This is a genomic window from Kosakonia sp. H7A (assembly GCF_003028445.1).
Lineage (GTDB): Bacteria > Pseudomonadota > Gammaproteobacteria > Enterobacterales > Enterobacteriaceae > Kosakonia > Kosakonia radicincitans.
In genome coordinates this window covers 1-24,571 of sequence record NZ_PYTZ01000008.1, presented here as the reverse complement: position 1 = coordinate 24,571, position 24,571 = coordinate 1, and the positions used below count along the sequence as shown (strand labels likewise).

Annotated in this window: 29 protein-coding genes and 1 pseudogene; 14 read left to right on the top strand and 16 right to left on the bottom strand. The window is 52.0% G+C overall.

The features are described from left to right. Positions 1–96: 96 nt before the first annotated feature. The 3 genes from CWM66_RS21630 to CWM66_RS21620 all read right to left on the bottom strand — a co-directional run bounded on the left by CWM66_RS21630 (position 97) and on the right by CWM66_RS21620 (position 2,175). Positions 97–852: a trans-aconitate 2-methyltransferase gene (locus CWM66_RS21630; protein ID WP_072439084.1), complete on the bottom strand. Its 756-nt coding sequence runs from the start codon at positions 850–852 to the stop codon at positions 97–99. A gap of 235 nt (positions 853–1,087) precedes the next feature. Next, a complete protein-coding gene (locus tag CWM66_RS21625; RefSeq protein WP_107147272.1) occupies positions 1,088–1,615 on the bottom strand; it encodes a GNAT family N-acetyltransferase in 528 nt (175 codons plus the stop codon). Then, positions 1,612–2,175, bottom strand: coding sequence for a helix-turn-helix domain-containing protein (locus CWM66_RS21620; RefSeq protein ID WP_071921324.1), 564 nt, complete (start codon positions 2,173–2,175; stop codon positions 1,612–1,614). Before CWM66_RS21620 ends, CWM66_RS21625 begins: the two co-directional genes overlap by 4 nt. Positions 2,176–2,472: 297 nt before the next feature. On the opposite strand from CWM66_RS21620, the gene CWM66_RS21615 reads away from it, so the two are divergent. The 4 genes from CWM66_RS21615 (at position 2,473) to CWM66_RS21600 (ending at position 4,812) form a co-directional block, all read left to right on the top strand. After that, positions 2,473–3,033: a cupin domain-containing protein gene (locus CWM66_RS21615; protein WP_199200060.1), complete on the top strand. Its 561-nt coding sequence runs from the start codon at positions 2,473–2,475 to the stop codon at positions 3,031–3,033. A gap of 137 nt (positions 3,034–3,170) precedes the next feature. After that, positions 3,171–3,599 carry a RidA family protein gene (locus CWM66_RS21610; protein WP_071921326.1) on the top strand — a complete coding sequence of 143 codons (429 nt, stop codon included), beginning with the start codon at positions 3,171–3,173 and terminating at the stop codon, positions 3,597–3,599. 118 nt (positions 3,600–3,717) lie between these two features. Next, complete coding sequence (locus CWM66_RS21605; protein WP_197685249.1) at positions 3,718–4,209, top strand: PaaI family thioesterase; 492 nt, start codon at positions 3,718–3,720, stop codon at positions 4,207–4,209. A gap of 168 nt (positions 4,210–4,377) precedes the next feature. Next, the gene (locus CWM66_RS21600) at positions 4,378–4,812 is read left to right on the top strand and encodes an NUDIX hydrolase (protein WP_007370446.1); all 435 of its coding nucleotides are present in this window, start codon (positions 4,378–4,380) and stop codon (positions 4,810–4,812) included. A gap of 80 nt (positions 4,813–4,892) precedes the next feature. Here the strand turns inward: CWM66_RS21600 and CWM66_RS21595 are convergent, their stop codons facing one another. Further along, positions 4,893–5,327, bottom strand: a complete 435-nt coding sequence (locus CWM66_RS21595) for a carboxymuconolactone decarboxylase family protein (RefSeq protein ID WP_007370445.1) — start codon at positions 5,325–5,327, stop codon at positions 4,893–4,895. Positions 5,328–5,354: 27 nt separating this feature from the next. Beyond that, the gene (locus tag CWM66_RS21590) at positions 5,355–5,789 is read right to left on the bottom strand and encodes a GNAT family N-acetyltransferase (protein WP_007370444.1); all 435 of its coding nucleotides are present in this window, start codon (positions 5,787–5,789) and stop codon (positions 5,355–5,357) included. Between the two features lie 89 nt (positions 5,790–5,878). On the opposite strand from CWM66_RS21590, the gene CWM66_RS21585 reads away from it, so the two are divergent. Then, positions 5,879–7,297: a PLP-dependent aminotransferase family protein gene (locus CWM66_RS21585; RefSeq protein ID WP_199200059.1), complete on the top strand. Its 1,419-nt coding sequence runs from the start codon at positions 5,879–5,881 to the stop codon at positions 7,295–7,297. 61 nt (positions 7,298–7,358) lie between these two features. Here the strand turns inward: CWM66_RS21585 and CWM66_RS21580 are convergent, their stop codons facing one another. Further along, positions 7,359–8,234 carry a LysR family transcriptional regulator gene (locus CWM66_RS21580; protein ID WP_107147271.1) on the bottom strand — a complete coding sequence of 292 codons (876 nt, stop codon included), beginning with the start codon at positions 8,232–8,234 and terminating at the stop codon, positions 7,359–7,361. A 131-nt stretch (positions 8,235–8,365) separates the two neighbouring features. Here CWM66_RS21580 and gstA point away from each other — a divergent pair, with 131 nt between their 5' ends. Continuing rightward, positions 8,366–8,971: a glutathione transferase GstA gene (gstA, locus tag CWM66_RS21575; protein WP_107147270.1), complete on the top strand. Its 606-nt coding sequence runs from the start codon at positions 8,366–8,368 to the stop codon at positions 8,969–8,971. Between the two features lie 37 nt (positions 8,972–9,008). Here gstA and CWM66_RS21570 read toward each other — a convergent pair whose 3' ends face one another. Beyond that, positions 9,009–9,914 (bottom strand): NADP-dependent oxidoreductase, encoded by a 906-nt coding sequence (locus tag CWM66_RS21570; RefSeq protein WP_107147269.1) that lies wholly within the window; start codon positions 9,912–9,914, stop codon positions 9,009–9,011. A gap of 454 nt (positions 9,915–10,368) precedes the next feature. Then, positions 10,369–10,827: a helix-turn-helix domain-containing protein gene (locus CWM66_RS21565; RefSeq protein WP_035887737.1), complete on the bottom strand. Its 459-nt coding sequence runs from the start codon at positions 10,825–10,827 to the stop codon at positions 10,369–10,371. 61 nt (positions 10,828–10,888) lie between these two features. On the opposite strand from CWM66_RS21565, the gene CWM66_RS21560 reads away from it, so the two are divergent. Next, positions 10,889–11,125 carry a tautomerase family protein gene (locus CWM66_RS21560; protein ID WP_007370438.1) on the top strand — a complete coding sequence of 79 codons (237 nt, stop codon included), beginning with the start codon at positions 10,889–10,891 and terminating at the stop codon, positions 11,123–11,125. A 195-nt stretch (positions 11,126–11,320) separates the two neighbouring features. Beyond that, on the top strand, positions 11,321–11,560 hold the full coding sequence (locus CWM66_RS21555; RefSeq protein ID WP_035887735.1) for a hypothetical protein: 240 nt from the start codon (positions 11,321–11,323) through the stop codon (positions 11,558–11,560). Positions 11,561–11,665: 105 nt separating this feature from the next. Here the strand turns inward: CWM66_RS21555 and CWM66_RS21550 are convergent, their stop codons facing one another. The 3 genes from CWM66_RS21550 to CWM66_RS21540 all read right to left on the bottom strand — a co-directional run bounded on the left by CWM66_RS21550 (position 11,666) and on the right by CWM66_RS21540 (position 13,718). Next, on the bottom strand, positions 11,666–11,962 hold the full coding sequence (locus CWM66_RS21550; RefSeq protein WP_107147268.1) for a hypothetical protein: 297 nt from the start codon (positions 11,960–11,962) through the stop codon (positions 11,666–11,668). Positions 11,963–12,239: 277 nt separating this feature from the next. Further along, positions 12,240–12,623 (bottom strand): RidA family protein, encoded by a 384-nt coding sequence (locus tag CWM66_RS21545; RefSeq protein ID WP_007370434.1) that lies wholly within the window; start codon positions 12,621–12,623, stop codon positions 12,240–12,242. Positions 12,624–12,830: 207 nt separating this feature from the next. Continuing rightward, positions 12,831–13,718: a LysR family transcriptional regulator gene (locus CWM66_RS21540; RefSeq protein WP_107147267.1), complete on the bottom strand. Its 888-nt coding sequence runs from the start codon at positions 13,716–13,718 to the stop codon at positions 12,831–12,833. A gap of 95 nt (positions 13,719–13,813) precedes the next feature. On the opposite strand from CWM66_RS21540, the gene CWM66_RS21535 reads away from it, so the two are divergent. Beyond that, a complete protein-coding gene (locus CWM66_RS21535; RefSeq protein WP_107147266.1) occupies positions 13,814–14,872 on the top strand; it encodes an SDR family oxidoreductase in 1,059 nt (352 codons plus the stop codon). Between the two features lie 264 nt (positions 14,873–15,136). On the opposite strand, the gene CWM66_RS21530 is transcribed toward CWM66_RS21535, so the two are convergent. Continuing rightward, positions 15,137–16,090 carry an alpha/beta hydrolase gene (locus CWM66_RS21530; protein WP_035887727.1) on the bottom strand — a complete coding sequence of 318 codons (954 nt, stop codon included), beginning with the start codon at positions 16,088–16,090 and terminating at the stop codon, positions 15,137–15,139. Between the two features lie 71 nt (positions 16,091–16,161). Between CWM66_RS21530 and CWM66_RS21525 the strand changes: the two genes are divergently transcribed. Next, on the top strand, positions 16,162–17,103 hold the full coding sequence (locus CWM66_RS21525) for a LysR family transcriptional regulator (RefSeq protein WP_007370429.1): 942 nt from the start codon (positions 16,162–16,164) through the stop codon (positions 17,101–17,103). Positions 17,104–17,308: 205 nt separating this feature from the next. On the opposite strand, the gene CWM66_RS21520 is transcribed toward CWM66_RS21525, so the two are convergent. Next, positions 17,309–17,881 carry a TetR/AcrR family transcriptional regulator gene (locus CWM66_RS21520; RefSeq protein ID WP_007370428.1) on the bottom strand — a complete coding sequence of 191 codons (573 nt, stop codon included), beginning with the start codon at positions 17,879–17,881 and terminating at the stop codon, positions 17,309–17,311. 131 nt (positions 17,882–18,012) lie between these two features. Between CWM66_RS21520 and CWM66_RS21515 the strand changes: the two genes are divergently transcribed. Next, entirely contained in the window at positions 18,013–19,422 is a 1,410-nt protein-coding gene (locus CWM66_RS21515; RefSeq protein WP_007370427.1) for an amidase, read from the top strand. A gap of 291 nt (positions 19,423–19,713) precedes the next feature. Here the strand turns inward: CWM66_RS21515 and CWM66_RS21510 are convergent, their stop codons facing one another. Continuing rightward, the gene (locus CWM66_RS21510) at positions 19,714–20,091 is read right to left on the bottom strand and encodes a hypothetical protein (RefSeq protein ID WP_035887723.1); all 378 of its coding nucleotides are present in this window, start codon (positions 20,089–20,091) and stop codon (positions 19,714–19,716) included. Positions 20,092–20,388: 297 nt separating this feature from the next. Continuing rightward, complete coding sequence (locus CWM66_RS21505) at positions 20,389–20,982, bottom strand: TetR/AcrR family transcriptional regulator (protein WP_158262962.1); 594 nt, start codon at positions 20,980–20,982, stop codon at positions 20,389–20,391. 171 nt (positions 20,983–21,153) lie between these two features. Between CWM66_RS21505 and CWM66_RS21500 the strand changes: the two genes are divergently transcribed. The 3 genes from CWM66_RS21500 to CWM66_RS21490 all read left to right on the top strand — a co-directional run bounded on the left by CWM66_RS21500 (position 21,154) and on the right by CWM66_RS21490 (position 24,252). Then, positions 21,154–21,930, top strand: a complete 777-nt coding sequence (locus tag CWM66_RS21500; protein WP_107147265.1) for a cyclase family protein — start codon at positions 21,154–21,156, stop codon at positions 21,928–21,930. 72 nt (positions 21,931–22,002) lie between these two features. Then, positions 22,003–23,673 carry a carboxylesterase/lipase family protein gene (locus tag CWM66_RS21495; RefSeq protein WP_107147264.1) on the top strand — a complete coding sequence of 557 codons (1,671 nt, stop codon included), beginning with the start codon at positions 22,003–22,005 and terminating at the stop codon, positions 23,671–23,673. A gap of 51 nt (positions 23,674–23,724) precedes the next feature. Further along, positions 23,725–24,252, top strand: a complete 528-nt coding sequence (locus tag CWM66_RS21490; RefSeq protein ID WP_035887716.1) for a carboxymuconolactone decarboxylase family protein — start codon at positions 23,725–23,727, stop codon at positions 24,250–24,252. 199 nt (positions 24,253–24,451) lie between these two features. On the opposite strand, the pseudogene CWM66_RS21485 reads toward CWM66_RS21490, so the two are convergent. Next, a pseudogene (locus tag CWM66_RS21485) lies at positions 24,452–24,571 on the bottom strand (IS30 family transposase); the annotation flags it as partial.

Sequence of the window (24,571 nt, the reverse complement as noted above, 5' to 3'; positions counted from 1 at the left end):
TATTTACAGCGATTCGCAATGGGGTATCTTCGATTATCGATCGTGCACGCTTGCTGTGGTGACAAACAAAAAAGGCCGCTGTTGCGGCCAGATAATTCAGTTTGCAGGAAGATAAGTGGCACTGAATGCATGAATATCGAAATTCACGGCTATCGGCTCAGAGCCACCGATGGACATCACTTTTTCCACAAAATTGTTGCGGTAAGTTTCGCCACCTTCCAGTTCAATAAAACGACTGGCATAGCTTGTTGAGAGGAAAAATAGCGCCACTTCTTCTGCACTCAGAAACAGGATATTTGCAAAGGCTTCACGCCTTGCATCCTGCAAATGCGGGCAATCACGCATCAGCTCAAGCGTGTCATCGTATTGTATTAAACGGGGATCGCGATGGGCAGCCCAGTGTGTTACCAGCTCTTTTTCAATGAAGTCCCGTAACGGGCCATAGATTATCGGGACATCATATCGGTAAGCGCAAAAAAGCCCCTCCGGGCGCAACCAGTTTTTCAGGTTGGCCAACACCGCTTTACGATCCATCCAGTAAAAAGAGGTGGCGCTGGTAATCAGATCAAAGGCCCGTCCGGGAGAAAACGTTTCTGCCGGGGAAACGGTGAAGCTCAGTTCCGGATAGTTAACCCGCGCCCGTTCAATTAACGCCTCCCCTAAATCGCATCCTTCCACGTAACTGAAATAGTCTTTAAGGCGAATGCTGGAGACCCCGTTACCACAGCCAATATCCAGTGCGGCACTGGTCGCGGGAGCCCGTTCGGCAAGATAACGATACAGAGCCTGTGGATAGGTAATCTTGCTTCTGATTTTATCGTAAGCATTTGCATTCTTGTTGAACTGTTTCACGCGATATTCTCCAGTTACCCTCTTCACACCGCCCTGCCAGTATATTCAGTGCAGGAGAGATAATGCCCTCCATATTATGGCACGTGCTATTGGCGATATAACGATTCCGACAGGCTGCTCGCTTCACACTTGAGGTGAATGTACGACACGGTTATTTTTTCAGTTTATTTCTGTGCACCGGTAATTTTTTTCGCATGACGATCAGTATTAACGCGAAAGGTGCCAGTTAATATCATCAGCCAGCGGACGCATTAATTTTGTACATAAACGTTGTGCCGTGTAAGGTGTTTTCTATCGACCTCGCATAACAAGGTATTACCCCGGCTATCTGCCACCCCAGGGAAAGATATAAATCGCTGGCCACATCTCCGGTTCGTGTATCAAGTACGAGTAAAGAGATGCCTTTTTTCCAGGCCATATCTTCTGCCCGACTCATTAATTCTCTGGCAATCCCCTGACGACGAGCCTGCGGATGAACGAGGAGTTTGGATATTTCAGCGCGATGGCGACCGTTAGGAATGCCGCAATAGTTAATGATGACGGTTGCAGCTAAAAAACCATTATCGCGGGCGACTAATAACTCGCAATCGTGGCTGGCAAGACTATAAATTTTATCTTTCCAGAAACGGTCAATAGCCTGCCGATCATCGGGATCGGTAAAACCGACACTGGCTCCATCTCTTACACAAGACTGCAATACGTCACCTAATTCTGGTAAAAATTGATGCGCCTGTATAGCACTGAGAAGTTCATATTCAATCATGATTTACATATCACCAAAATATAATGTGCACCGAGGCTCTGATGAGCGCTGAATGATGAATAACCTGATAAATGGAAACGCAAACTGTCGCCTTCTTTCAAACTCCATTTTTCAGTGTTCATCGTAATAGTTAATTCACCTGCATATAACCATAGATATTGCTCAAGCCCCTGAACGGGAGGGCTTGAATATTCAATGAAAGCGCCAGGGCGCAATTTTCCCTCGATCATCTCGCATTTGAACTGACTGGAAGGCGGTAATAACATGCGTCGCTCAAATCCATTGAGTTCATCCTGCCACAGAGGTTGCTGCTCTGCCCTGAACAGATTATCTGCTGCCTGTTCAATCTCGCTTAACAGCCGGGACATCGTCATTCCGTATACAATACAGAGTTGGTTGAGAACCTCCGCTGTCGGGCTGACTTCACCCCGTTCAATCCGTGATAAGGATGCCCGGCTAATGCCCGACGCAGTGGAAAGCTCGTCAAGTGACCAATTGTGTTGTAAGCGCAGCGCGGCCAGACGGGCGGCTAACCTTGCTCTGTAATCCTGGTTGTTCATGTCTTTTCTCTTATCTGAGATATTATTCCCATAAAAGAGAGATTACTGATTACTGAAACCCTGTCAAGCGCTATTGCAAAAGGGGCATGTCATGCTGCGGGTTGATGTTAACTGCGTTCATCAAAGGCAAATGTCCTGGTATTTCTGTTAATTCTTGACCCTATGGGGTGGGTCATTATGGCGATATATTGCAGCCTTAACACCGCCGGACAAATTGATGGCGCCCGGTTGAAGGCGATCAACACTCTGTGATTTCCGTCTGTAACGCTAGTTACGGCATTTCGTCATGAGGTTCCCGTGTTTACACAGCCTGATTCATCCTTCTCGCAGAGAAAGACACTTTTGCATTTCAGCCCTTTCAGGCGGCTTATCATCATCGCCGCTGCAGGTGCGGCATTGCTTTTCGCGGGTGATATTGCATTTGTATATCATTCGGGCGCTTCAGCGCCGGCCATGCATCATAATGACCAACACGCTTTGACGGGTTTACAGATGTCCGGTATGTCCGGTGCCATGGATACCGCGCGCCCTGAAACGAGTATCAGGCCCGTTTCCTGTGAAACTTTGCAGGACATTCCCGGCAAATCCATCACCGTAGCGGTGGTTGACTTTCCGCCAGACGCTTATACACCGCGGCATCGTCATCCGGGTTCGGTTTTGGCGTTTGTCCTGAAAGGCACGTTGCGCTCGCAAATGGAAGGAGGTGCGGCTGAAACTTATACAACAGGGCAAACCTGGTTCGAGCCGCCTGGCGCATTACACCTTTTTGCCGAAAACGTCAGTAAAACGGAACCTGCCGAATTACTGGCTACCTTCATTACCGACAGTGATTGTGGTGCGCTGGTGATACCTGACTGAATATTTCCTGAGTCAGAAACATCCCAGTCTGGAATATAAAAATAATCCCCGCTCACAGGTGGTTGTCAGCCGTGTATTCTGCCCCATGTGTGAATACGTTATCCCGAATGCAGGAACGGTAAAATACAGGTGATATTATGACTGAGCATATAACAAATCAGCCGGGTGGAAATTATGTTCCCGTCATCATCCATGACGGGCTGGCTTATGTGAGCGGGCAACTCCCGCGCAAAGGTGAAACGCTACTTTATTCAGGAAAAGTGGGACAGGACATTGATCTTCCCGCCGCCCAACAGGCCGCTGCTTTTTGTGCAGACCTCTGTATTGCGGCAGTGAGTGAGGCCGTAGGCGGCGAGGCTAATATTATCCAGGTGATTAAAGTCGTAGGGTATATTGCTTCTGCCCCCGGTTTTATCCAGCAAAGTCAGGTAATGAACGGAGCATCCGATCGGCTCGTCGCGAGGCTTGGAGCAAGGGGCACGCATGCCCGCACTTCGGTAGGCGTAGCTGAATTACCGCGCGGCGCGCCTGTTGAGCTGGAAATGATAGTCGCAGTGCGAAAGTGAGAAAGGCCTGCCGGAAAAGTCTCACCTGCAACTTTTATATCGCAGAGACATTTCTGATTGGGGGCAGATAATCGCGCTGCCCCGCTCTATTTCCGTCGTGACGGCATTTATTTAGAAGATGATGATGAAAGAAAAGTCCGTTTATATACCCGTCCTCGAATTTTTACAGCGCCAGTTGCAAGGCACACTGGACGATACGATGACAACATATATGAATTATCCCACAGCCATCTCAGGGCTGCTGGGTTTCAGCATTGTGGATATTGGCGAAGCAAAGGCGACGCTGATGCTTGATGCCGATTCGGCACGTCATGGAAATCAGCAGGGCACTGTCCATGGCGGCTTATTATGCGAACTGGCAGACGCTGCAATAGGAACCGCGCACTCCACTTTAATGCAGAAGAATGAAAGTTTTACAACGATAGACCTTAATGCCACTTTTCTTCGTCCTGTCTGGCGTTCGCGTTTATTAGCTACCGCACATGCTGAGCATCGTGGCAAAACGATCAGTCATTACCGATGTGAAATATCTCGCGAAGATGGTAAGGCCGTCGCCATTATAACCAGTACGGTATTAACGCTAACGGGTGAAAAAGCCCGGGGAAGATAAGTTCTCCGTTATGACAGATAAAATATGAGACGCTGTGTCGTTAATAATTAACGTACAGGTGTTTATATTTTGAAAAATTGGCGAAAAGTGGATACAGGGGTTATTAACAGCGATCTTCATGCGGTTGGGACATCTCCACCGCCGATATTTCTTGCAAAGGAGTACCACATGTATCCGATACCGTCGGCCAGACCCATTGCCGCTGTCCTGGCTGTGGTGGTGCGTGAAAAACACGTTCTGCTGGTAAAACGGAATAACCCGCCGGACGCCGGTATGTGGGGCTTTCCCGGTGGGAAAACGGAGATCGGCGAAACATCACTCGCCGCCGCTCAACGTGAGCTTTATGAAGAAACGGGTATCGTGGCAGACCCGGAGCGGATACTCACGGTGGTGGACGCGATTGCTAAAGATGATAACGGCGATGTGAGCACGCACTACGTTATGGTTGCAATACAATGCCGGTACGTGAGTGGCGAGCCAGTTGCAGCCGATGACGTAAGTGAAGCCCGCTGGGTGAATATTCAACATCTTCTGCAGGACAGCGACATAATGAGTGAAGGCGTGTCGGAGCTGGCCATACTCGCCTCCGGGGGAGCAGCCTGAATTCCTGCGAACAGGCGCGGGGCATAAGCAATATGCTGAATATTCACCGTTCCGGCGCATCCCTGAGCCGGACGTCATGATTACTGACGCATGCCGATCGCCAGACGGTTAAAGGCGCTCATCAGCGCGATCGCAAAGGTCAGGTCGGAAATTTCAGCTTCGCTGAAATGCGCCTGCAGAGGAATATAATCATCATCAGGCGCATGCGTTTTATCTACGTGCGTCAGAGACTCCGCCCACGCAAGGGCGACACGCTCACGTTCGCTGAATAATTCGCTGACGCGCCATCCCGCCAGGCTATCCAGTCGTGCAGCGCTTTCACCGTCGGCGCGCAGGGCTTTGGCGTGCATTTCAAGACAAAATGCGCAGCCGTTAATCTGCGAGATCCGCAGCCAGACCAACTCTATCAGCGCTTTCCCGAGACTGCTTTTACTCAGCGCTTTTTTGGTCGCAGCAAACCCGTTATAGGCCTCCGGGGAAAGGGTGAAATAGGGTAAACGTTGTGGGGTGCTCATCAGGTTATCTCCGGTTATTAAAAAACGTCATGCCAGGGTCTGACGAAAGTGCATGCCTGCCGCCAGCAATCCCTGTCGATAGTAAAAACGTTGTCCCAGCGCATTGCCTAAAGCGGTATCCAGCACCAGGTGAGTACAATTCTGATCGCGCGCCTCTGCGCGCAGGGCATCGATTAATTTCGCCCCCAGTCCGTGGCTGCGGGCACAGGGTGCAGTCACAAGGTCATCAACGTACAGAAAGCGCCCGTACAGCAGATTTTCCGCAACCCGATAGCCCGCCAGGGCCAGGAGCTGTTGATCCTGCCAGACGCCTTGCAAGCAATACCCTTGTTCAGCCTGACGATGGACGCGCGCGATAAAGCTCGCGGCATCGGTCAGGTGCGGTCGCAACTCGCGCATTAATGTGTACGCGGCATGGAGCGCCAGTTCGCTTTCAACCTTGTATAGTTCAAATGTCGCCATTCGTTCCCCCTGTCTGATGGCTGCAATATATCGCCGACATGACCCATGCTACAGTGACAAGAATTATCTAAATTACCAGGACAAATGACGTGAAAGCACAGATGCTGAAATCCAGCTGGCAGCCTGACAAACCACTCTATTTGCAGCTTTATCAGCGCTATCGCGACGCGATCACGACCGGCCGGCTGAGCCCGGGGGAGCGTGTTCCATCAATACGCAATCTCGCCAGCGAGCTTCACGTCGCGCGGGGAACGGTGGAAATGGCTTATCAGATGCTGGTTAGCGAGGGCTACCTGGTGACGAAAGGCGCGGCGGGCACCCGGGTCTCGCCCCAACTGGCGAGGCTGCCGAACGCCGGAAACCCGCCGCAGCACAGAACCTCAGGTGAGCAGCCTTATCAGGTGCGCCAGACGGGGGATATTTTACCGTTTCAGCCAGGTGTACCGGCGCTTGATGCATTCCCGCGTAAAATATGGTCTCGCCTGTCGGGGCAAACGCTGCGGATGATTGAGGCTACGATGATGAATTATCCCGATCCTGCCGGATACGCACCGCTACGGGAAGCCATCGCTACCTATCTGGGCATTTCCCGTGGGATCGCCTGCGCGCCGGAACAGGTCTTTATTACCACCGGCTATCAGGGAGCGCTGGAACTGCTGTGTCGTACCGTTTTACGGACAGGCGACAGCGGTTGGTATGAAAATCCCGGTTATTTTCCTGGTCGATACGCTCTGCAACAAATGGGCATGACGCTGACCCCCGTTCCGGTGGATGAAGAGGGGCTACAGGTCGCTGCCGGACAGCAGATGGCACCCAATGCACGGTTTGCGGTCGTCACACCTTCACACCAAAGCCCCACTGGCGTCGCACTGTCTCTCCCCCGACGTCTGGCGTTGCTGGCGTGGGCGAACCAAAAAGATGCCTGGATCATTGAGGATGACTACGACAGTGAATTCCGTTACCACGGGCATCCGCTACCGGCCCTGAAAAGTCTCGATCATGAGCAGCGTGTGCTTTATACCGGAACCTTCAGTAAGGTCCTGTTTCCCGGCTTGCGTCTGGCCTACCTGGTGGTGCCCCCCGCTTTGCAACAGACCTTTCACGAGGCGGTTAATCACTGGCCTGGACCGGGATCAATTCTGCCGCAAGCGATGGTGGCGGCGTTCATGCAACAGGGGCATTTTGTCCGCCATTTGCGCAAAATGCGCCAGTTGTACGCCGTCAGACGCGGTTATCTTGTGGAGGCACTTGAAAGCATTATCGGCTCCTCTCTGCGCATCCAGCCGCAGGCCGGGGGAATCCAGGTTCTGGCCTGGCTGAACGAACATCAGTGCGATAAAACGCTGGCGACAGCGGCTCAGGCCGCAGGGCTTGGTGTCAGGGCGCTCAGTGACTGGGAGGCAGGCACCCGGCAGCAGAACGGGCTATTGATGGGATTTACCAGTTTTACCAGCGCGGAAGAAGCACAAGCTGCAGTGAAACGTTTGGCAGCACTATTAGCGCCATAAGGTCGCCTGCTGGCACGCCTGCACGTGCATAAATCACATTACGCATTAACCTTGCCGCCGATCATCCCCCTCTGCGCAGCCCTTTCAGTAATGCCTGTGTCGCAGCAGACGATTTTCCGCATGGCGAACAAACCAGACCAAATTCACGCTGTACAGCAGGTGTCACCGGCACCACGCACAAGCCGCGTAATTCAACCGACAGGGCAGATTCAGGGACCAGCGCGACACCCATCCCTTCCCGCACCAGCAGGCAGGCGCTGCTCCAGTCGCGCACTTTCACGCGTACGTCAGAGAGCTGCAAACCTGCCTGTTCCATCAGACTTTTTCCATTGACGACACATCCGCCTGTGGCGAGAACAAAGGGTTGGTCTGCCAGTTTTTCCAGCGTTATGCCGCTCGTACCGGCATGACGTCCCAGCGGATGACTGGCTGGCATTACTGCTACCCATACATCCTGCCCTAATATGACGTCGGCTCGTCCTGGTAACGGGTTCATTACCACGCCCAGCTCAACGGTGTCTGCGGCAAGCCACTCCTCGACTTCCTCGTCCGTACCTTCCAGCACCACCACTTCCATGCCCGGGTGCAGGCGCTTAAAGTCGCGCAGCAGTCCAGGCAACAATGTCGATGTCACGGAAGGAAAGCTGGCAAGGCGAATGCGGCCGCCCTGTAAACCCCGGCTCTCATCCGCCAATACGCGGATCGCGTTAAGCCGCGCCAGCATGCTCCTTGCATGCCCGACAACCTGCTCACCCAGCGCAGTGACACCGATATGCCGACGCTCACGCGTAAATACCGCGAATCCAAGTGAAGCTTCCAACTGGGCGATAGCCTGGCTGGCACCGGACTGAGTCATTCCAACCTCCTCAGCGGCACGCGAGATATTGCTGGCATCTGCCACTGCGACCAGTAAGCGCCAGTGCAAAAGATTCATCATAAGTATCAGTAGCTCAGCTAATAGCTAATTTATGAAACATTAATTTTACAGCGCGAGACGCTTTAATCACAGTGTATTGAGGATCGCGCTGAATGTTACGCGACAGCTTTTCAATTTACCGGAGAGAGAGCATGAAATTGTATTACGCCCCGAACACCTGTTCACTTTCACCACACATTGTGCTGCGTGAACTCGGGCTGGCGTTTGAGCTGGTCAAAGTGGACAACAGGAGCAAACTCACTGCGGACGGACGCGATTTCCGGACCATTAACCCTAAAGGCTATGTCGCTGCACTGGAACTGGATAACGGGCAGATACTCACCGAAGGCCCGGCCATTGTGCAGTACCTCGCCGACATGAAACCGGAAAGCGGGCTGGCGCCGCGAGCGGACAGCTGGGCGCGGGTGCGTCTGCAGGAGTGGCTGAACTTTATCACCAGTGAAATACACGCAGGCTCAGCACCGCTATTCAACACCACGCTGCCGGAAGAGGTCAGAACGGTTTTTCGTGAGAAGCTCTTCCGGCGCTTCGATTTCCTTGAGGATACACTCAACGATAAACCCTATCTGACCGGTTCGTCGTTCAGCGTCGCTGATGCCTACCTTTTCACCGTGCTGGGCTGGTGTAAATTCTTCTCCTTCGAACTGAATCGCTGGCCCGCCCTGTTAGCGTATAAGAGAAAGATCGATGCGCGTCCTGCTGTGCAGGTGGCATTACTTGCAGAAGCGTCGCAATAAGTTCGCAGAGGTTTCGGTGAGCGCGTGCGTTGCATTCTCAGCGAACCTTGATGATCAGTTTGCCGGTGACGTGCCCTTCTGCGCTCACCCGATGTGCTTCTGCCGTCTGCTCCAGGGGGTATACGCCCTGAACAGGAAGTTGAAAAAGGCCATGCGCACAGAGACGGGCAACTTCTGCAAAGGCAATTTCCGGTTGCTCTGGCGGCCCATGGGAAAATTTCGCGCCATATTGTTCTGCTGAAAAATCCGCGACGGAAAGCACATGAGCAGGGTTTCCCACGATGGCAATCAACTCAGCGATAACCCCGGATCCCGCAACGTCAATAGCGGCATCGACGCCCATGGGGGCTAACTGAGTTATTCGTGCCTTCAAGCCAGGAGCGTAAGTCGTAGGCACTGCGCCTAATGAAGCGAGATAAACATGCTTAGGAGAACTTGCGGTGCCAATAACGTTAATGCCGCGCAGACGTGCCAGCTGAACTATCGCTGTGCCTACGCCCCCTGCCGCCCCGCTAACCAGCAGAGTCTGCCCGGCTTCGATGTTCACTTCATCCAGTGCCCGGGTGGCAGTATCAACAATAACAGGCAAGCCGGCTGCCACTTCAAAAGAGACGGCAGCGGGTTTGACCGCCCAGTGGGTAAGAATGGCTTTCTCCGCGACGGTGCCATCGCCAAAGCCAAATACTGCATTGCCAATGGCAACGTCACAAACGCCATCGCCAATCTCATCCACAATGCCGCTGGCTTCCACACCGACCGTGAGCGGAAACGTGATCTCTTCGAATGCCCGATACTGGCCTTCTCTTCGTTTCCAGTCAGAGGGGTTCACACCCGCACAATGCACCGTAATGCGGATCTCTTCGGGTCCAGGATGTGGAACCGCTATTTCCTCGACTTTCAATTCGTCAGGCCCGCCGAAAGCGTGATAACGGATTGCCTTCATCTTGTGACTGTCGCCGGAGCGCAAAGGATGAGAAAAACCCGGAAGTGAACTGACAGATAAAGCGGGTTTAGAACTTGAGTTTGACATAGATGCGCTCCGTTTATCGTATCGCTACGCAAGGGTAACGATAAGTGCTCCCGCCATTTCATGGCAGTAAAGCCGTTGATTTCGAAGACGCTGGTCAAACTGTGAGGACACAGACTCGACGTATGCGCGATCACTCCAGAAACAGAAATGATCGTTTTTCGCGACGTTGTGTAAGCCTATTCAGGCCAAAGTTTGCTGTCAAGTGTACCTGCGCGGCGGCGCTTTTCTATCGTCAATCGGGGTTATTGTTGATAAGTCCTGACGTTTGTACTTCGCTGTGAGTTCAACAGTTCAATGCAACGCTATCCTTAATCAAGAGGGACGTTGATAACATTGTGATATGTTACTTTATGGGGAGCAGGCCAAATTAGCTATCAAGCGCTGTTATCTGAACATTTTTAGGATCAACAATCTTACCGCCTGCGGTGACAAAGGCGCTATACAGCACTTCTCCACTTTCTTTATCCGTTAAGGCGATATGCGGTGAGTCGTGCAGTATGTTTTTATGACCCCACTCCATCATGGAGAAAAGAATTGGCGCAAGGCTGCGACTTTTGGCTGTGAGAACATATTCATACCGTTCACGTACCCCTTCTTCTTGATAGGGGATTTTGCATAGTAGATCGAGTTCAGTCATTTTTTTTAATCGGTTTGCCAATGTCTGCTTCGTGATTTTTGTATGAGCACGTATAGTTTCAAAGCGGGTGACCCCATAAAATGCCTCCCTTAGAATCAACAAAACCCATTGATCTCCAAGTAGTTCTGCTGACGCAGCAAGCCCGCAAAGCTCAGGTAGCAGGTATGGTAATGATTTATCTTTTGACATGTATGCATTTGCCTCTTAACCTGGGTATGATTTTAATACCCAGCTATTTAAGGAGAATACAATGCCCTTCGTAAAAGTGCAAACCATTAAAGGAATTATGAATTCGGAGCAAAAAAATGAACTGCTACGTCGAATGACTGATCTTATTGTTGAAATTGAGGGGAAAGGCGATCCTGAATTCCGGCGATCGGTATGGATCCTGATTGACGAGCATGAACCGGAGCAGTGGAGTCTTGGGGGAATACAGCCCACATCTGAAATGATTGCTGCAAAATTCGCATCACCACAGCAGTCCTGACTTGTTTGTAGTAATTCACATTTAGTCATGAATAATCGGCGGACAGTATGAATATCCGCCCCTTGCTCTGAGCGGACATATCTCCCCACCAGGCCGACGCCTTCAAGCCAGCAGCGGATGTTACCTGCACCTGGGTGCGCTAATCACAGCACCACGGCTAAATACCTGAAGAACTCCAACAGTGAATAACGCTTTATGCAGGCTGTTTTCCCGAAAGAGATGAAGTGGCTTGAAAATGCTGTTCAAAACCAGCCACAGCAGCGTCCTGAAGTTGTGTCAAAGGACTTTCCCGGCAATGAAAACGATGGAGCTACTGGCCAGGGCATTACCAACTGGGTTTACCGGAGAGTGGGTTGGCAGTTCATTGCAGGAAGCGGCATTATCAGCGGCACGTTATTCGCGGTTTTCTTTGTTCCACTATTTTTATCGTGGTAACAACTTTTTTGACAGGCGTTTAAGGTTGTTAAAGGGACGAAAAGAGTAACGCCAATCTGATAAGTGTTTGTTTAAAAGCCCCGCAAGGGGCTGAACAAACGTTAACTATGGTGCCGGGGGAACTGGCGGCGTGGGCACGGGCGCCAGTTCCCTCACTTCCAGCCGGACTTCATAACGCCTCCCATTTTCCAGCGCCGGAAGATTTTTAACCACATTGTTTAACGCCTCGACCGGGGTGGTGGTTTGCTGGACAACACCATACACGAGTGGCGCAGGGCCCTGTATGGGCGGGCTATCCCTTTGTAAAGGCGGCGGTTTTATATCGCCCTCTGTTGCAGCATTAACGGAAAAAGTGCAAACCATAAAGGCAGTGGCAAATAATGTCTTCGTTAATTCTCTCATGCTGTTCTCCACGTTTTGGTTAAAAAAGCTTCACCAGAGGGAAAATAGCCCGCCAACAAGAAGGGAATGTGAACGCGTTTCGCAAGAAAGGAAAATAGCCAGACAACATCGCGATGTCATTGCCAAAAGCGGCGTCGTGGCAGGCGTTTGTATCACCTGCGTCACGCTTTTGGCTTCCCAAACGGTGGTGAGCGTCGCATAGAGGCCGTAGTTGCTTGTATCCGATGCGTTAATCGGCGTGTACTAATCAACGGGGAGCATGTCACAAGCCTGAAAATTACCTTTTAGCCACAATTCGCATTTCCACAAGCGCATTTTCTGGAATGAATTCTGATACGCCAATGGCGGACCATGCCGGGTATGGCGCCTTTATATACTCATCTTTTACTTTAGAAAAAACGTCTATATGTTTTTTGAGATCAACGTGAAAAGTGGTCATCTCAAGTATATTTTCATAGCCCAAACCGGCCGCTTTCAAATAAACACCCAGCTTATAAAACGCATCATGGAATTGTTCTTCAGGATGCTTACTTATTGGTTTGTCCTTGCGTGCTGCGGTAACACCTGAAAGATATACTGTGCCATCTGCTTCGATGACGGGGGAGAAATGCCAGTCATTGAAATAATGCTGAAACTCTTCAGGAACTATCGATTTTTTCATGGTTTTCTCAAATGGATGACTGAATAAATGCCAGCATGTACCAAACCATTATGCCTGGCCAGGACCACAGACTTACCAGATAGTTTGACATAATAAAGTGCCTGATCTCACCTGTCAGCATATCGCACATGCCAGCCCTTAATGTTGGCCGCTTTGTACCGAAAATTTATGCTGTGCAGAATACAACAGGGCCAGGCTTATCGGCCCTCAGCACATTCCTGTTATCTGTGGCAGTAACTGCTTTATCACTTCCACAACGCTTCTTACCCGTTGAGGTATAAAACGGGCATCCGGGAAAACCGCGTAGAGGAATCGGTCTGGCAGTCGCCATTCAGGCAGAACGGGAACCAGCAAGCCTGACTGCACCGCTTCAGCAGCAAGGGGAAGCTGCATACCACCGACACCGATGCCTGCCTGGATCGCCTGCAGCAGCCCTTCGCTGGTATTGGCCCGAAACACGGTATTCACCATCAGATTTATTGTTTCATCACCTGAAACTAACCGTAGCGGCGCATCAGGCGCGATACCACTAAACCGGATATGTGGCTTCTGAGCCAGCTCATCCACTGAATCGATGTGTTCAAATTCCGGGGCAGCGTAAAGCGCCGTCGCAATGCGGCCCAGTACGCGCACGGCATGTGACTCTGGCGGCTCGCTCGCCAGCCGCAGCGCAACGTCAACCCCTTCGCTGACCAGATCGGCAATGCGATCATCAAATGAAAGCTCAAGATGTAACTCTGGGTGCGCCTTTTGCAGGGCCAGAAGATGAGGAAGAAAAAGCCGACCTAAACCGCTCGGCAACTGCACATGGACGCGGCCCTGCCAGTGCTGGCCCGCAGGATTGAGGTTGATTTCTGCTTCCCGCATCGCGTCCAGCAAAGGCTTCATTTCACGCCTGTACTTCTCTCCCTGCTCAGTAAGCGCCATTGCACGCGTCGTACGGCGCAGCAAAACCACACCAAGCTCTGCCTCCAGTGCGGCAATTTGCTGGCTTACGGCAGATTGCTTCACGCCAATCTGGCGTGCGGCGGCTGAAAATGAGCCAGCTTCGGCCACACGCAAAAAGGTGACGATCGCATTGAGCTTGTTATTCATTTAATGATTTCACTTATAAGTGCCATCAGTTACAGGGGATATGAGCGGAAAAATTAATATATCACACTCTCTCCGTCACTTTATCTGGAGAAACCATGAATATGACTCACACAAACAACGTCGCGCTGGTCGCCAGTGCCAAAGGGATTGTCGGTAGCCAGCTCGTTAAAACGCTGCTGCACTATGGCTGGGAAGTGATTGGCCTGAGCCGCAACGCATTACCGCATCCGCAGAATATCCCACTCGTCACCGCTGATTTGCTGGATGCAAAGCATACTGCGCAGGCACTGCAGCCCTTAAGCAAGGTCACTCATCTCTTTTACAGCGCCTGGATAAACGCGGAAAACTGGACGGAAATGTTGGAGCCCAACGTCACGATGCTGCGTAACCTGGTCTGCCACACGGCGATGATTTCATCGTTAAAAACAGTGAGCCTGATACAAGGGTATAAAGTCTATGGCGCCCATCTTGGGCCTTTTAAAACCCCTGCGCGTGAAAACGATCCCGGCGTTGCGGGAGCGGAATTTAACGCGGCACAACTCGCCTGGCTCAGCGATTATCAGCGAGGACGAGCATGGCACTGGAATGCCATCAGACCGGGCGTGGTGGGTAGCGCCCTGTCGGGCAATACCATGAATCTTGCGTTAAGCATCGCTCTGTACGCTTCGCTTTGTAAGTCACTCAATCTACCGCTCCGTTTTCCGGGTTCGGAACAGACCTGGCGCAGTATTGTTGACTATACGGACGCCGAGTTGCTCGCCGATGCCACCCTGTGGGCCGCCACCTCATCATCCGCAGAAAATCAGGCTTTTAATGTGAATAACGGTGATGTCTGGAGGTGGAGCGAACTCTGGCCTCTCATTGCTCGCTGGTTCGGGCTTGAATGCGCGCCGCCCGTCAGACTTTCATTTCAGCAGATGTTCAAAGATTATCAGCCAGCCTGGCGCGAACTGGCCCGGCACCACCGTCTGGTAGAGACGGACATTTTGCAGGTGAACGACGGGCAGTTTGCCGACTTTGTTTTCAGTTGGGATTACGACATGTTTGGCGATGGCAGCAAGCTGCGCCGCGCAGGGTTCTGGCGCATGCAGGCTACGGATGAGATGTTCTTCAGTCTGTTCAGACAGTTCAGAGCCGCGCGCATTATCCCTTAACTCACCAGCATTTCCCGGACAGGGCCGGAGTTCAGATAGGTACATTCTCAGGCCCTGAACAACTCGCCTTCGTATAAGAAACAGCCCAGACCCGGAAGCATCAAGCTCAGGGAATTGGGACCAGCCCTTTTCGCGCCTTCAGGAACATTGCCACTTTCAATCATTCCGGGGTCGTTGTCGAAGAAAAGCATGGATCTTCCATCATTAAAGCGCCCTTAATGTTATTAGGGCGCTTTTCATTAGGTATGTCTGAACGCATCAAATTTATGGCATGGACGTCGCGTCGTCGGATTCATTATTCTCAGATAAAACATCCTTCAGGAAACGCATCGCGTTACGTAGAGCCTGGTCGGCTTCGGGCAGTGTGCCGGCCAGCAAATGCCAGACATGGAACATACCCGGCCAGACTTCGAGTGTCGTGCGTACACGCGCTTCCCCTAAGTTTGAAGCGAGTTTCATCGCACCACTCAGCATGACCTCATTCTCGCCGATCTGTATAAGCGTCGGGGAAAGCCCCTGCACATCTGCATAAACGGGTGAAGCATCAGGATGTGTTGGTAGCTCACCGGCAAGAAATTCCCTCGCTAATCTGGTGAGAAAATCGATGCTACAAAGGGGATCGATGCCATCACGGACGGTAGCAGACAGACCGCTATGGGTCAGATCTGCCCAGGGTGAAAAAGCCACTCCCGCAGCCGGGAGCGGAATACCCGCGTCACGGGCCTTACGCATCATTGTAATAACCATTGCACCACCCGCTGAATCACCAACGAGAACCAGATTTTTAGGGTTGATACCCCTGTCGAGTAGCGCACGATAAGCTGAAAAGACATCCTCTATCGGCGTCGGGAAAGGAAAATCAGGAGCCTGCCGGTAGTCCGGGACATAGACTGTGGCGTTTAACGCTGTGGCAATACGGCCCGTTAACCCCCGATACGCCTCCACACCACCATGCACATAGCCGCCGCCATGAATGTAAAGCACCACACTGCTTCCAGCATGTTCATGTCTCTCGCCGACCATTGCCGACATATTACCTAGTGTGAGTGTTTTCCAGGAGACGCCACTGACAGCAGGAAAGATTTTCTCCAGGCCCTGCATATATTGTTTACGCACATTCGGCCAGCAATCTTCAGACTGACCATAGAGCTTCTGAACTACCGGTCCAGCAGCCGTGATCCATCCATCCAGAACATTTTGCGCATTTTTCGACAACATTGTTGTGCCCTTATTTAATGGAAATTCTACAATAAAACTTTAACCAATTTATTGACGAAAAAGGTTCCCCAATGACGGGTAGAAAAATCGCTTCGACAAAGCTTGCTGGCTCTGCTCTGGATATTGGTGCACTGCGGGTCTTTGTTGCCGTTGCTGAGGCGGGAAGTTTTGTCGCCGGGGGTAAGGCCATGGGGTTAACGCGCTCTGCTGCAGGTAAAGCATTAGCGCGGTTAGAAGCCTATCTCGAGACAAGGCTTTTTCAGCGCACAACGCGTCGCTTATCTCTCACCACAGAGGGGCATGAATTCTTTAACCGTTGCTGCAGGCTACTGGAAGACTTAGAAGAAGCCGAAGCCAGTATCCGCCAGAATTCACCATTGCCAAAAGGCCTCCTCAGACTCACCGTGTCAGAGGGATATGGAAAAATGGTGATATTGCCTTTTATCCAGGCATTTATAGATAACTCACCGGGTATTAGCATTGAAGTCAGCTTCAGCGATCGGGTTGTAGATCTTATAGAGGAAGGCTTTGATCTTGCTATTCGGGTAGGCGATGGCGCTACGAGTCATCAATATATAACACAGGTTATCGACAGAACGCGGCCGCAATTGTTTGTATCACCTGACTATCTCAAACAAAGGGGTAAACCGGAATCACTTGCTGATCTTAAAGATCATCGCCGTCTTGTCTATGGTTTGGGAACGGCTTCTACTGGATGGAACTTAGTGGATAAGGAGCATGGGCGAATAACGCTGAACGGCAGTAACCATGTCAGGTTTGACAGCGGAGATGCAATACGCACAGCGGCCATAGCTGGATTGGGTATCGGGTATTTGCCCTCCTTCATGATTGACAGGGATATTGTGGAAGGCCGATTAATACAACTGCTGCCTGCAACACAAGGTGAAGAAATTGCTATCCATGCTATTTATCCCAGCCGTAGACATCTCTCTCTTCGCGTGCGGGCTTTCATTGATGGTCTTAAAATTTTCCTGAGTAACATTAAAAATTGACTGTTTTTGCCCTTAGAAAGCAATGCCCTGGCTGAGCGCTATGTCCTGACAAGACTGCCCGCAGATACAAAGGATTTACGCGTCAGGAAAGGACTGCGCCGTGCCACTTGAAATGCTCTTTGCGGATATCGGCCAGCGTGTCAGTCCGCTTTGTGCCAAAGCGGACATGAGTTAATGCACAGGTTTATTTAAATCACTCAAAAATTCAGGCCCGGACGGAAGGAAGCAGACCCGCAAGCCTGTATCCCTCGATGAGTTCATCAAAGAGCTTAATATCGTTCCGGCTTCTGGCCATCAACTGAGCGCCAGCGATAGCGGAAAAAATCGCACCTGCCCGGGTTTTGCTGCCTTCTGACTCTGTGATACCCGCCTCCAGCAGTTGCCCTGCCAGCCAGTCGATGTTGACGTCGGCAAACTTCTGAACTTCCACCTTCACCGCCTCAGGCAGGTCATCGTATTCGGCAGACATAAAACTGCCCATGCAGAGCCGGTTTCCACTCTCCAGCGATCGGCGGAATATATGCGGGTAGCGGTTCAGACTGCTTAACGCGTCGCCTGCTGATTCCCTGAGCATTTCAAGGTCACGCGCCGTGTCTTCCCAGTAGCGCTGAGCCACCGCCGCACCGAGCTCGGCCTTGCTGGGAAAGTGATAGTAGATGCTGGCCGCCTTGATCCCTACCTCATCCGCCAGTCCGCGAATGTTCAGACCGGTGTAACCATGAGCCTGGGCCGCCAGACGGGCTGCGTTAAGAATTTCATCCCGGGATGTTTTGCTCATCGTTTTATTCCTCGCAGAGTGTGATGCAGTAATTCTAACATTTGTTAGGTAGATATTGACAGTCTTGTTGTGAGGGGGTTACGCTCAACCTACCAACTGTTAGGTAGTTTTTTTTACTGAGAGGATTTACCATGAGCAAAGACATTTTTTATTCAGATGCCACCCGCCTGGCGGACCTGATACGTAACCGCGACCTTTCCCCTGTCGAAGTTATGCAGGCGCATATCGACCGTATTGCCGCCACTAATCCGGACATCAACGCTGTCGTGTCGCTTGCAGAGGACGCCATGAAACAGGCTGCCGCTGCAGAATCAGCCGTCATGAAAGGTAAAGAACTTGGTCCCCTGCACGGAGTCCCTTTTACCGTCAAGGATTCCATTGATACCGCAGGTGTACTGACACAGCGCGGCTCACCCATTTTTAAAGGTCGACGTCCGGATAAGGATGCAACCAGCGTGGCGCGTCTTAAAAAGGCGGGCGCTATCCTGCTTGCAAAAACCAACCTGCCGGAGTTTTCGTACTGGATTGAAAGCGATAATCTTCTGTCCGGCCGCTCAAATAACCCCTGGGATCTGACCCGTACGCCCGGCGGTTCAAGTGGCGGCGAGTCCGCCGCTATCGCCGCGGGCATGTCCCCTCTGGGGCTGGGCACTGACCTGGCCATATCAGTACGTGGACCGGCTGCACAGACCGGCATAACCTCCATGAAAGCTACGCACGGTAGCGTGCCTATGACGGGCATCTGGCCGCGCGCACCTCGCCGGTTCTGGCACGTAGGCCCTATGGCCCGTTCAGTGCGCGATATTGCCCTGGCTTTTTCTCAGCTTGCAGGACCAGACGGCCATGACGCTTTCTCCAGCAATGCGCCAGCTTATTCTGATGGGCTGCCGCTGATGGCATCCCGTCCGCTGCGCATTGGCTGGATGACCGGTCCAGGCTTTGGTCCGGTTGATCCGGAAGTGGCAGCGGTGGTGAAGTCAGCAGCGGATTCACTGAAGGGACCGGGCGTGGTCGTAGAGCACGTCGGTATTCCTGCGCTGGAGCGGGATTTTGCGCTGGACGTGTTTAACCGAATCCACGTTATGGAGATGAAGCCTGCATTTGCTGCGGCAACGGCTGGTCGAAGCGCTGATGAACTTTACAAGATGGCAAAAACGATGCTGTCACTGCCTGATACATCCATGTCTGAATTTATTGATGCAGAGCAGGCTGCTGAAAGGTTGCGTGACGGGTTTGCGGAATACTTTTCACAGTATGATGCGCTTATCACGCATGTTCTCCCCATTCCGGCTCACAAACACGGCGTGGAGAAATTTATCATCGACGGTCAGAAAGTGGATGCCACTTATCTGCAGGGTGCCACGGTACCGCTAAACGTGACGGGCCTGCCTGGCGTGGCGCTGCCGTTCGGTAAAAGTCATGAAGGATTGCCCATCAACGTGCAAATTGTGGGTAAATGGCACGATGAGCGAACCATTCTTCACATTGCTTCCCTGCTGGAAGCCGTCAGCCCTGTAAAAGGCTCTCATCCGTCACTGTAGGAATGAAAAAGTCCCGCGGATACTGCGGGGCTTAGCTCTGAGGGCAGCCAAATTTCGCTCAGGACGAAGTGTCAAATCTTTCGCCGCGATGGTTGACTTTGGCAGTGCTGAGGCATTTTCTCGCACATTTTTGCGTAAATTCGGCTATTCGCCGGACAGTGCAAATTGCGCGGAGGCAATAACGAGGAAAGCGATCGTGCGGCAGATCTGGAGTGATGGCATGCTTAATGAAGCCGGGTCTGTTGTCACCTGCCATGCAAGCCGTTTTACATTGGCACGATACAATATGATTCAGCGATTATTCTCGCTGGCTTGTTGTAACCGAAGCTTCACCAATGCCTGATGGAATTCGCCGACTGTCAGGTCCCGAACCGTCGAATCCGGGATCCCTCGCAGCCTTGCAAAAAAACGGGAAATCCCGAAAAGATCTAAGCCCTCCGAGGAAAAGAGAAACTCATTATCTTTCATAGAAAAGAGAGTCCTTAAATTATGCTCATCCGTTTCAAAACAGACGCCAAAAACCTTCTCTGCTTCCTGTAAAAGCGCCACACCGTCATCACCAGTAATATGGAGATCGTTCTCAATGTACGAATTCTCATCGATAGGGTGTTTTCGCAATCCTGCATACTCACGGATAAAGCTGATAACGTCTGGAAGCGTTGGACTCATTGGTATGGCTCGTAATGAAAGATACCTTGAGAATAGCCGTAAGATAGGACGGGATTCAATCTGTGAATCGCCCAGAATCTACCGTGCCCCACTTCTGCTCCTGGCTCAAAGTTCCTGCACCTGAATGGCCGCTCTGTGCCACGAGCAGACATTGAACATGTCTGCTTCTATTAAAGTAATGGGGTGGCTCATAACAAACTTAGCTTGAAAGGAGTGAACCGGCTTAGCGAACAGGGGCTCACTACCTGGAATGGGAGCATAGCTGCGTGTCCGCTCTCTATGGATAGATCGTGTGGCTTAAGCATAGCGGCTTAAAAACGTCCTGACCGCTTCCTGTACCACCCGCTCGCGTTGAGTGATATTCGCTTCATCCTTAAGCCCTAACACACGAAACCACACCAGAGGCTCATTAATCATTCCTACGAACTGGCGGGCTGCCAGATCCGTATCTTCCATTTTCAGATGACCGGCGGCGTTCTGCTGGGCAAGGTAACGAATGAGCGAACCCAGGGCGGGCACTTTACCTAACTCCAGATAGTTTTTGGCCAGAGAGGGAAAACGTTCGCTCTCGCGAACAATCATCCGGGCGAGTTTTATGGAGGTATCCGCCGCCCAGAAATCCGCGATGGCCAGGCCAATTTGCATCAATCCCGTTTGCGGATCGGCCATGGCTTCCTGCGTGGTAGAGAGTTGTACAACGGGTAAACGTGACCAGAAATACTCAATAGCCTGTTCGAACAACACTTCCTTCGTTGAAAACTGATTGAACAAGGTGCGGCGGGATACCCCGGCGCCCGCAGCGATGTCATCCATGCTTGCCGCGTCGTAGCCCTGCGTCAGCAGGACGTTCACGGCCGAATCCAGAATTTTTTCAGCAGACGGTGTTGCCATAGTGTTTTTTTTCACCATTGTATTTGACTTTTTATCAATTGCACTGCACAGTGCAATGCATTGGCAGTTGCACTGTGCAGTGCAACTATAGAACTAAACCAGGGATAATCCAATAGCGTCACCGCATTCCGTCTCCTGTTGGGTTGTTCTGGTGAGAAATGGAGAGCAGTAATGAAACAGCGCATCATCGATCTTTCCGTCACTCTGCAAAACGGCATCCCCTCCGATCCGCCGCCGTTTTTACCTGCCATTGATTACCATAACCATGCGGCAGGCGCGCTTCAGCTTGCCGCGATGTTTCCGGGGCTCAGTCCGGATGACTTGCCGGAAAAAGAGGGCTGGGCGGTGGAGTTCGTCAATATGAGCACCCACGCGGGCACACATATGGATGCGCCATGGCACTACCATTCCCACATGAAGGATGGCGATCGATCTCTGACCATTGATGAAATCCCCCTGAGCTGGTGTATCGGTCCGGGGGTGAAGCTCGATTTTCGCCACTACCCCGACGGCTATGTCATTGGTCCGGCGGATCTGGATAAAGAATTCGCCCACATCGGCCATACCCTCTCTGCGGGAGACATCGTCTTGATCAACACGACGGCGGGCGATCGCTACGGCCATGAGGATTACCTTGAACGCGGCTGCGGCGTGGGGCGAAGCGGCACGCTTTATCTGACGCAAAAAGGTGTACGTCTGGTTGGCACCGACGCCTGGAGTTGGGATGCGCCGTTCGCTTATACCCGTGCGCGTTATCAGCAAACGGGCGACTCCTCCCTGATCTGGGAAGGGCACTATGCCGGAAACGAAACGCCCTACTGCCAGATTGAAAAACTCTCCGCGCTGAATTCATTACCGGATAACGGATTTACGGTCATCAGCCTGCCGATAAAAGTCCATCGGGCCTCGGCCGGTTGGTGCAGAACCATCGCATTAGTCGATGAATAACCCTTCACTCTCTTCATCACGCTCAAGCCGACACCGGCGAGAGATCGCCATCATTGAAAATAGAGGTGCTCCATGCATACAGAAACTCGTTCCCCCATCGTCACTACCCGGCAGGGCCGGATTCAGGGTCTGCGCGAAAACGCGCTGGATATTTTCCGTGGTATCCCTTATGCCCGGCCCCCGGTCGGTTCGCTACGGTTTCGCAACCCACAGCCCCTTTCTCCCTGGGAGGGGATCAGAAACGCGGTGGTTTCGGGACCGGCGTCCTTTCAGATGAACCTGAACAACACACACACCGTTATGGAGCAGGTTAAGCGCATCGCCCCCGGCGTGCCGGGCGTCCCTGCCTGGCCCGCTTACGTGGGGAAAACCTACCATCACGAAAATATCAGCGAGGACTGCCTGTACCTTGATGTCTGGGTCCCGGAGAATGCGGGCAGAAAAAAAATGCCGGTCTATGTGTATTATCACGGCGGCGCCAACGCGGTCAGTTCGGGATCGTTTCATCTGGAAGACGGCGCCAATCTTGCCCGGCAGGAAAATATCATTGTCGTCCGGCCCAATTACCGTTTAGGGGCGCTGGGCTGGGTGCATTTTGGTTTAATCAGCGATGCGTTTCCCGAAGCCATCAACCTGGGTTTGAAAGATCAATTCGCCGCCTTGCAATGGGTGCATGAGAATATCGCCGCGTTCGGAGGAGATCCGGATAATGTCACTATCGGCGGCGAATCCTGCGGCGCGACCGCCGTCTCGCATCTGCTGACTTATGCGCCGGCGCGGAAATTTTTCCGTCGGGCCATTATCCAGTCATTATCGCCTTTCAATGTCTGGTGTACCCAAAATCAGGCGCAGGCGGTCCGGGTGGCGGAGAAATATCTCTCCTTACTGGATATCTCGTCCCCTGAAGCGCTCGCCGACATCGATCCCGAACGCTTTCTGGCGATGCAGAATGTTTTAACGCGCTTTTTCCATCCGGACAAAAATATCGCCTGGCGCCCTTTGGGTGGCGTGGTTGACGGCGAATGGATCCCGGAACACCCTGCTGAATATCTCTCCAGCCACGCGGCTGCCGATACGGTCAACGAGTTGATGATTGGTTTCGCCAAAGATGAATGGCAGTTTTTCCGCGGTCATACCGAAACCCTACGTCATGGCAGCGTACAGGATGTTCTCGACGTCCTGACGCCGATTTATGGCAGTGACGGCGCTCAGCAACTGTACGAAGGGTATAAAGAACTCTATCCGGAACATCGGGAGCCGGGACATATTCTCTCCGACATTATGTCTTTTGAGTTCTTTAAGTTTTCATCGTTAAAAATAGCCAGACACTTCACCCGGTTAGGTGTGCCGACCTGGCTTTTCCAGTTCAGCTACGATCTCCCGGGATGGAATGGGGAGCTACGGGCGGTCCACACCGGCGATATGCCGTTTTTGTGGCGTAATTACGACCCGGAGCGACTGTCGCAATGGCCAGCATTCGATGGGATCGATATCGATGAACTCAAACACAGTGCCGGGGCCATGGGGAACTACTATGCCGCCTTTATTCGGCATGGGGGCGAAGATCTCTGGCCGAAATTTGATGAGGAAAATCAGGCCATCCTTCGTTTCGGCAAAGAGGTGATTCCGCAGAAGCGACTGCTTGAGCAAGAGGAAAAGCTCTTTTCTGCTGTAGGTATCGATAGCGTACGCCAGCTTGAAGAAAGGCTGAGTCAGTATCTGGAACAAGCGTTTCAAGAATAAAGGCCGAAAAACTGGCCATCGCCAGTCTTTCCCTCCAAAAGGGGCACAATCATGGCACGTATTACCTTACCCGAAGTCGATTCCCTCACACCTGAACAACAGGATCTCTATCAGCGTTTCCCTGCCAACCTCACTCGCGCCTTATTGCGCACCGGCGCGTGTACGGACGGCTATCTGACGCTAGGCGCCTCATTCCGACAGGGGCATCTTTGCGCCAAATACAGAGAGTTGGTGATTTTACGGGTCGCCGCGCTTAGCCACAGCGCGTATGAGCGTATGCAGCACGTCGAAATAGCCAGACAGAGCGGCTGGCGTGAAAGCGATATCGACGCCATTGAAGATGGCGATATTCAGAAACTGGACGGTAAAACACAGGCTGTGGTCCGTTTTATCGACGAATGTGTGAATCATGTCAAAGTGACGGGCGTAGTGTTTCATGCGCTCAGGTGTTATTGCAGCGAGGAGGAAATAGCCGAAATCACGCTATTGATCGGGCATTACATGATGACGGCACGCTTCCTTGAAACGTTGGAAGTTGAACTGGATGAGAGACCGACGTCATGGGAAAAAATGGCCTGAGGCATTGAAAATAAAACCGGGCATAGAACAGGATCCCATAGACTGTAGAGCCTGGCGGGCTTCTGGGCGGCGGATAACATCGTGAAATCGCCCCTGGGCTGCTGAGACCAGCACTATAAATATCCTGAGGAGCGGACAGCGAAGCATGTTCGCTTCTCGCTCTAAGCGGGCTTCAGACTGTCCGCTCTGTGCTGTGAGTTCAACCGATGGATGCAACACATTGGTTAAAACGCTCTGCGGGTGATTCAAAGTCCAGCGTTTTTCTCGGCCTTTCGTTGAGCTGTCTGGCAACACTGTTAAGTCTTTGCTGGCTGTGAAC

Bases quoted from the DNA above. Each gene is read 5' to 3' on its own strand.
- CWM66_RS21625 (WP_107147272.1), bottom strand. From the start codon at position 1,615: ATGATTGAATATGAACTTCTCAGTGCTATACAGGCGCATCAATTTTTA.
- CWM66_RS21620 (WP_071921324.1), bottom strand. From the start codon at position 2,175: ATGAACAACCAGGATTACAGAGCAAGGTTAGCCGCCCGTCTGGCCGCG.
- CWM66_RS21610 (WP_071921326.1), top strand. From the start codon at position 3,171: ATGACTGAGCATATAACAAATCAGCCGGGTGGAAATTATGTTCCCGTC.
- CWM66_RS21605 (WP_197685249.1), top strand. From the start codon at position 3,718: ATGATGATGAAAGAAAAGTCCGTTTATATACCCGTCCTCGAATTTTTA.
- CWM66_RS21600 (WP_007370446.1), top strand. From the start codon at position 4,378: ATGTATCCGATACCGTCGGCCAGACCCATTGCCGCTGTCCTGGCTGTG.
- CWM66_RS21595 (WP_007370445.1), bottom strand. From the start codon at position 5,327: ATGAGCACCCCACAACGTTTACCCTATTTCACCCTTTCCCCGGAGGCC.
- CWM66_RS21590 (WP_007370444.1), bottom strand. From the start codon at position 5,789: ATGGCGACATTTGAACTATACAAGGTTGAAAGCGAACTGGCGCTCCAT.
- CWM66_RS21580 (WP_107147271.1), bottom strand. From the start codon at position 8,234: ATGATGAATCTTTTGCACTGGCGCTTACTGGTCGCAGTGGCAGATGCC.
- gstA (WP_107147270.1), top strand. From the start codon at position 8,366: ATGAAATTGTATTACGCCCCGAACACCTGTTCACTTTCACCACACATT.
- CWM66_RS21570 (WP_107147269.1), bottom strand. From the start codon at position 9,914: ATGAAGGCAATCCGTTATCACGCTTTCGGCGGGCCTGACGAATTGAAA.
- CWM66_RS21565 (WP_035887737.1), bottom strand. From the start codon at position 10,827: ATGTCAAAAGATAAATCATTACCATACCTGCTACCTGAGCTTTGCGGG.
- CWM66_RS21560 (WP_007370438.1), top strand. From the start codon at position 10,889: ATGCCCTTCGTAAAAGTGCAAACCATTAAAGGAATTATGAATTCGGAG.
- CWM66_RS21555 (WP_035887735.1), top strand. From the start codon at position 11,321: ATGCAGGCTGTTTTCCCGAAAGAGATGAAGTGGCTTGAAAATGCTGTT.
- CWM66_RS21550 (WP_107147268.1), bottom strand. From the start codon at position 11,962: ATGAGAGAATTAACGAAGACATTATTTGCCACTGCCTTTATGGTTTGC.
- CWM66_RS21545 (WP_007370434.1), bottom strand. From the start codon at position 12,623: ATGAAAAAATCGATAGTTCCTGAAGAGTTTCAGCATTATTTCAATGAC.
- CWM66_RS21540 (WP_107147267.1), bottom strand. From the start codon at position 13,718: ATGAATAACAAGCTCAATGCGATCGTCACCTTTTTGCGTGTGGCCGAA.
- CWM66_RS21535 (WP_107147266.1), top strand. From the start codon at position 13,814: ATGAATATGACTCACACAAACAACGTCGCGCTGGTCGCCAGTGCCAAA.
- CWM66_RS21530 (WP_035887727.1), bottom strand. From the start codon at position 16,090: ATGTTGTCGAAAAATGCGCAAAATGTTCTGGATGGATGGATCACGGCT.
- CWM66_RS21525 (WP_007370429.1), top strand. From the start codon at position 16,162: ATGACGGGTAGAAAAATCGCTTCGACAAAGCTTGCTGGCTCTGCTCTG.
- CWM66_RS21520 (WP_007370428.1), bottom strand. From the start codon at position 17,881: ATGAGCAAAACATCCCGGGATGAAATTCTTAACGCAGCCCGTCTGGCG.
- CWM66_RS21515 (WP_007370427.1), top strand. From the start codon at position 18,013: ATGAGCAAAGACATTTTTTATTCAGATGCCACCCGCCTGGCGGACCTG.
- CWM66_RS21510 (WP_035887723.1), bottom strand. From the start codon at position 20,091: ATGAGTCCAACGCTTCCAGACGTTATCAGCTTTATCCGTGAGTATGCA.
- CWM66_RS21505 (WP_158262962.1), bottom strand. From the start codon at position 20,982: ATGGCAACACCGTCTGCTGAAAAAATTCTGGATTCGGCCGTGAACGTC.
- CWM66_RS21500 (WP_107147265.1), top strand. From the start codon at position 21,154: ATGAAACAGCGCATCATCGATCTTTCCGTCACTCTGCAAAACGGCATC.
- CWM66_RS21495 (WP_107147264.1), top strand. From the start codon at position 22,003: ATGCATACAGAAACTCGTTCCCCCATCGTCACTACCCGGCAGGGCCGG.
- CWM66_RS21490 (WP_035887716.1), top strand. From the start codon at position 23,725: ATGGCACGTATTACCTTACCCGAAGTCGATTCCCTCACACCTGAACAA.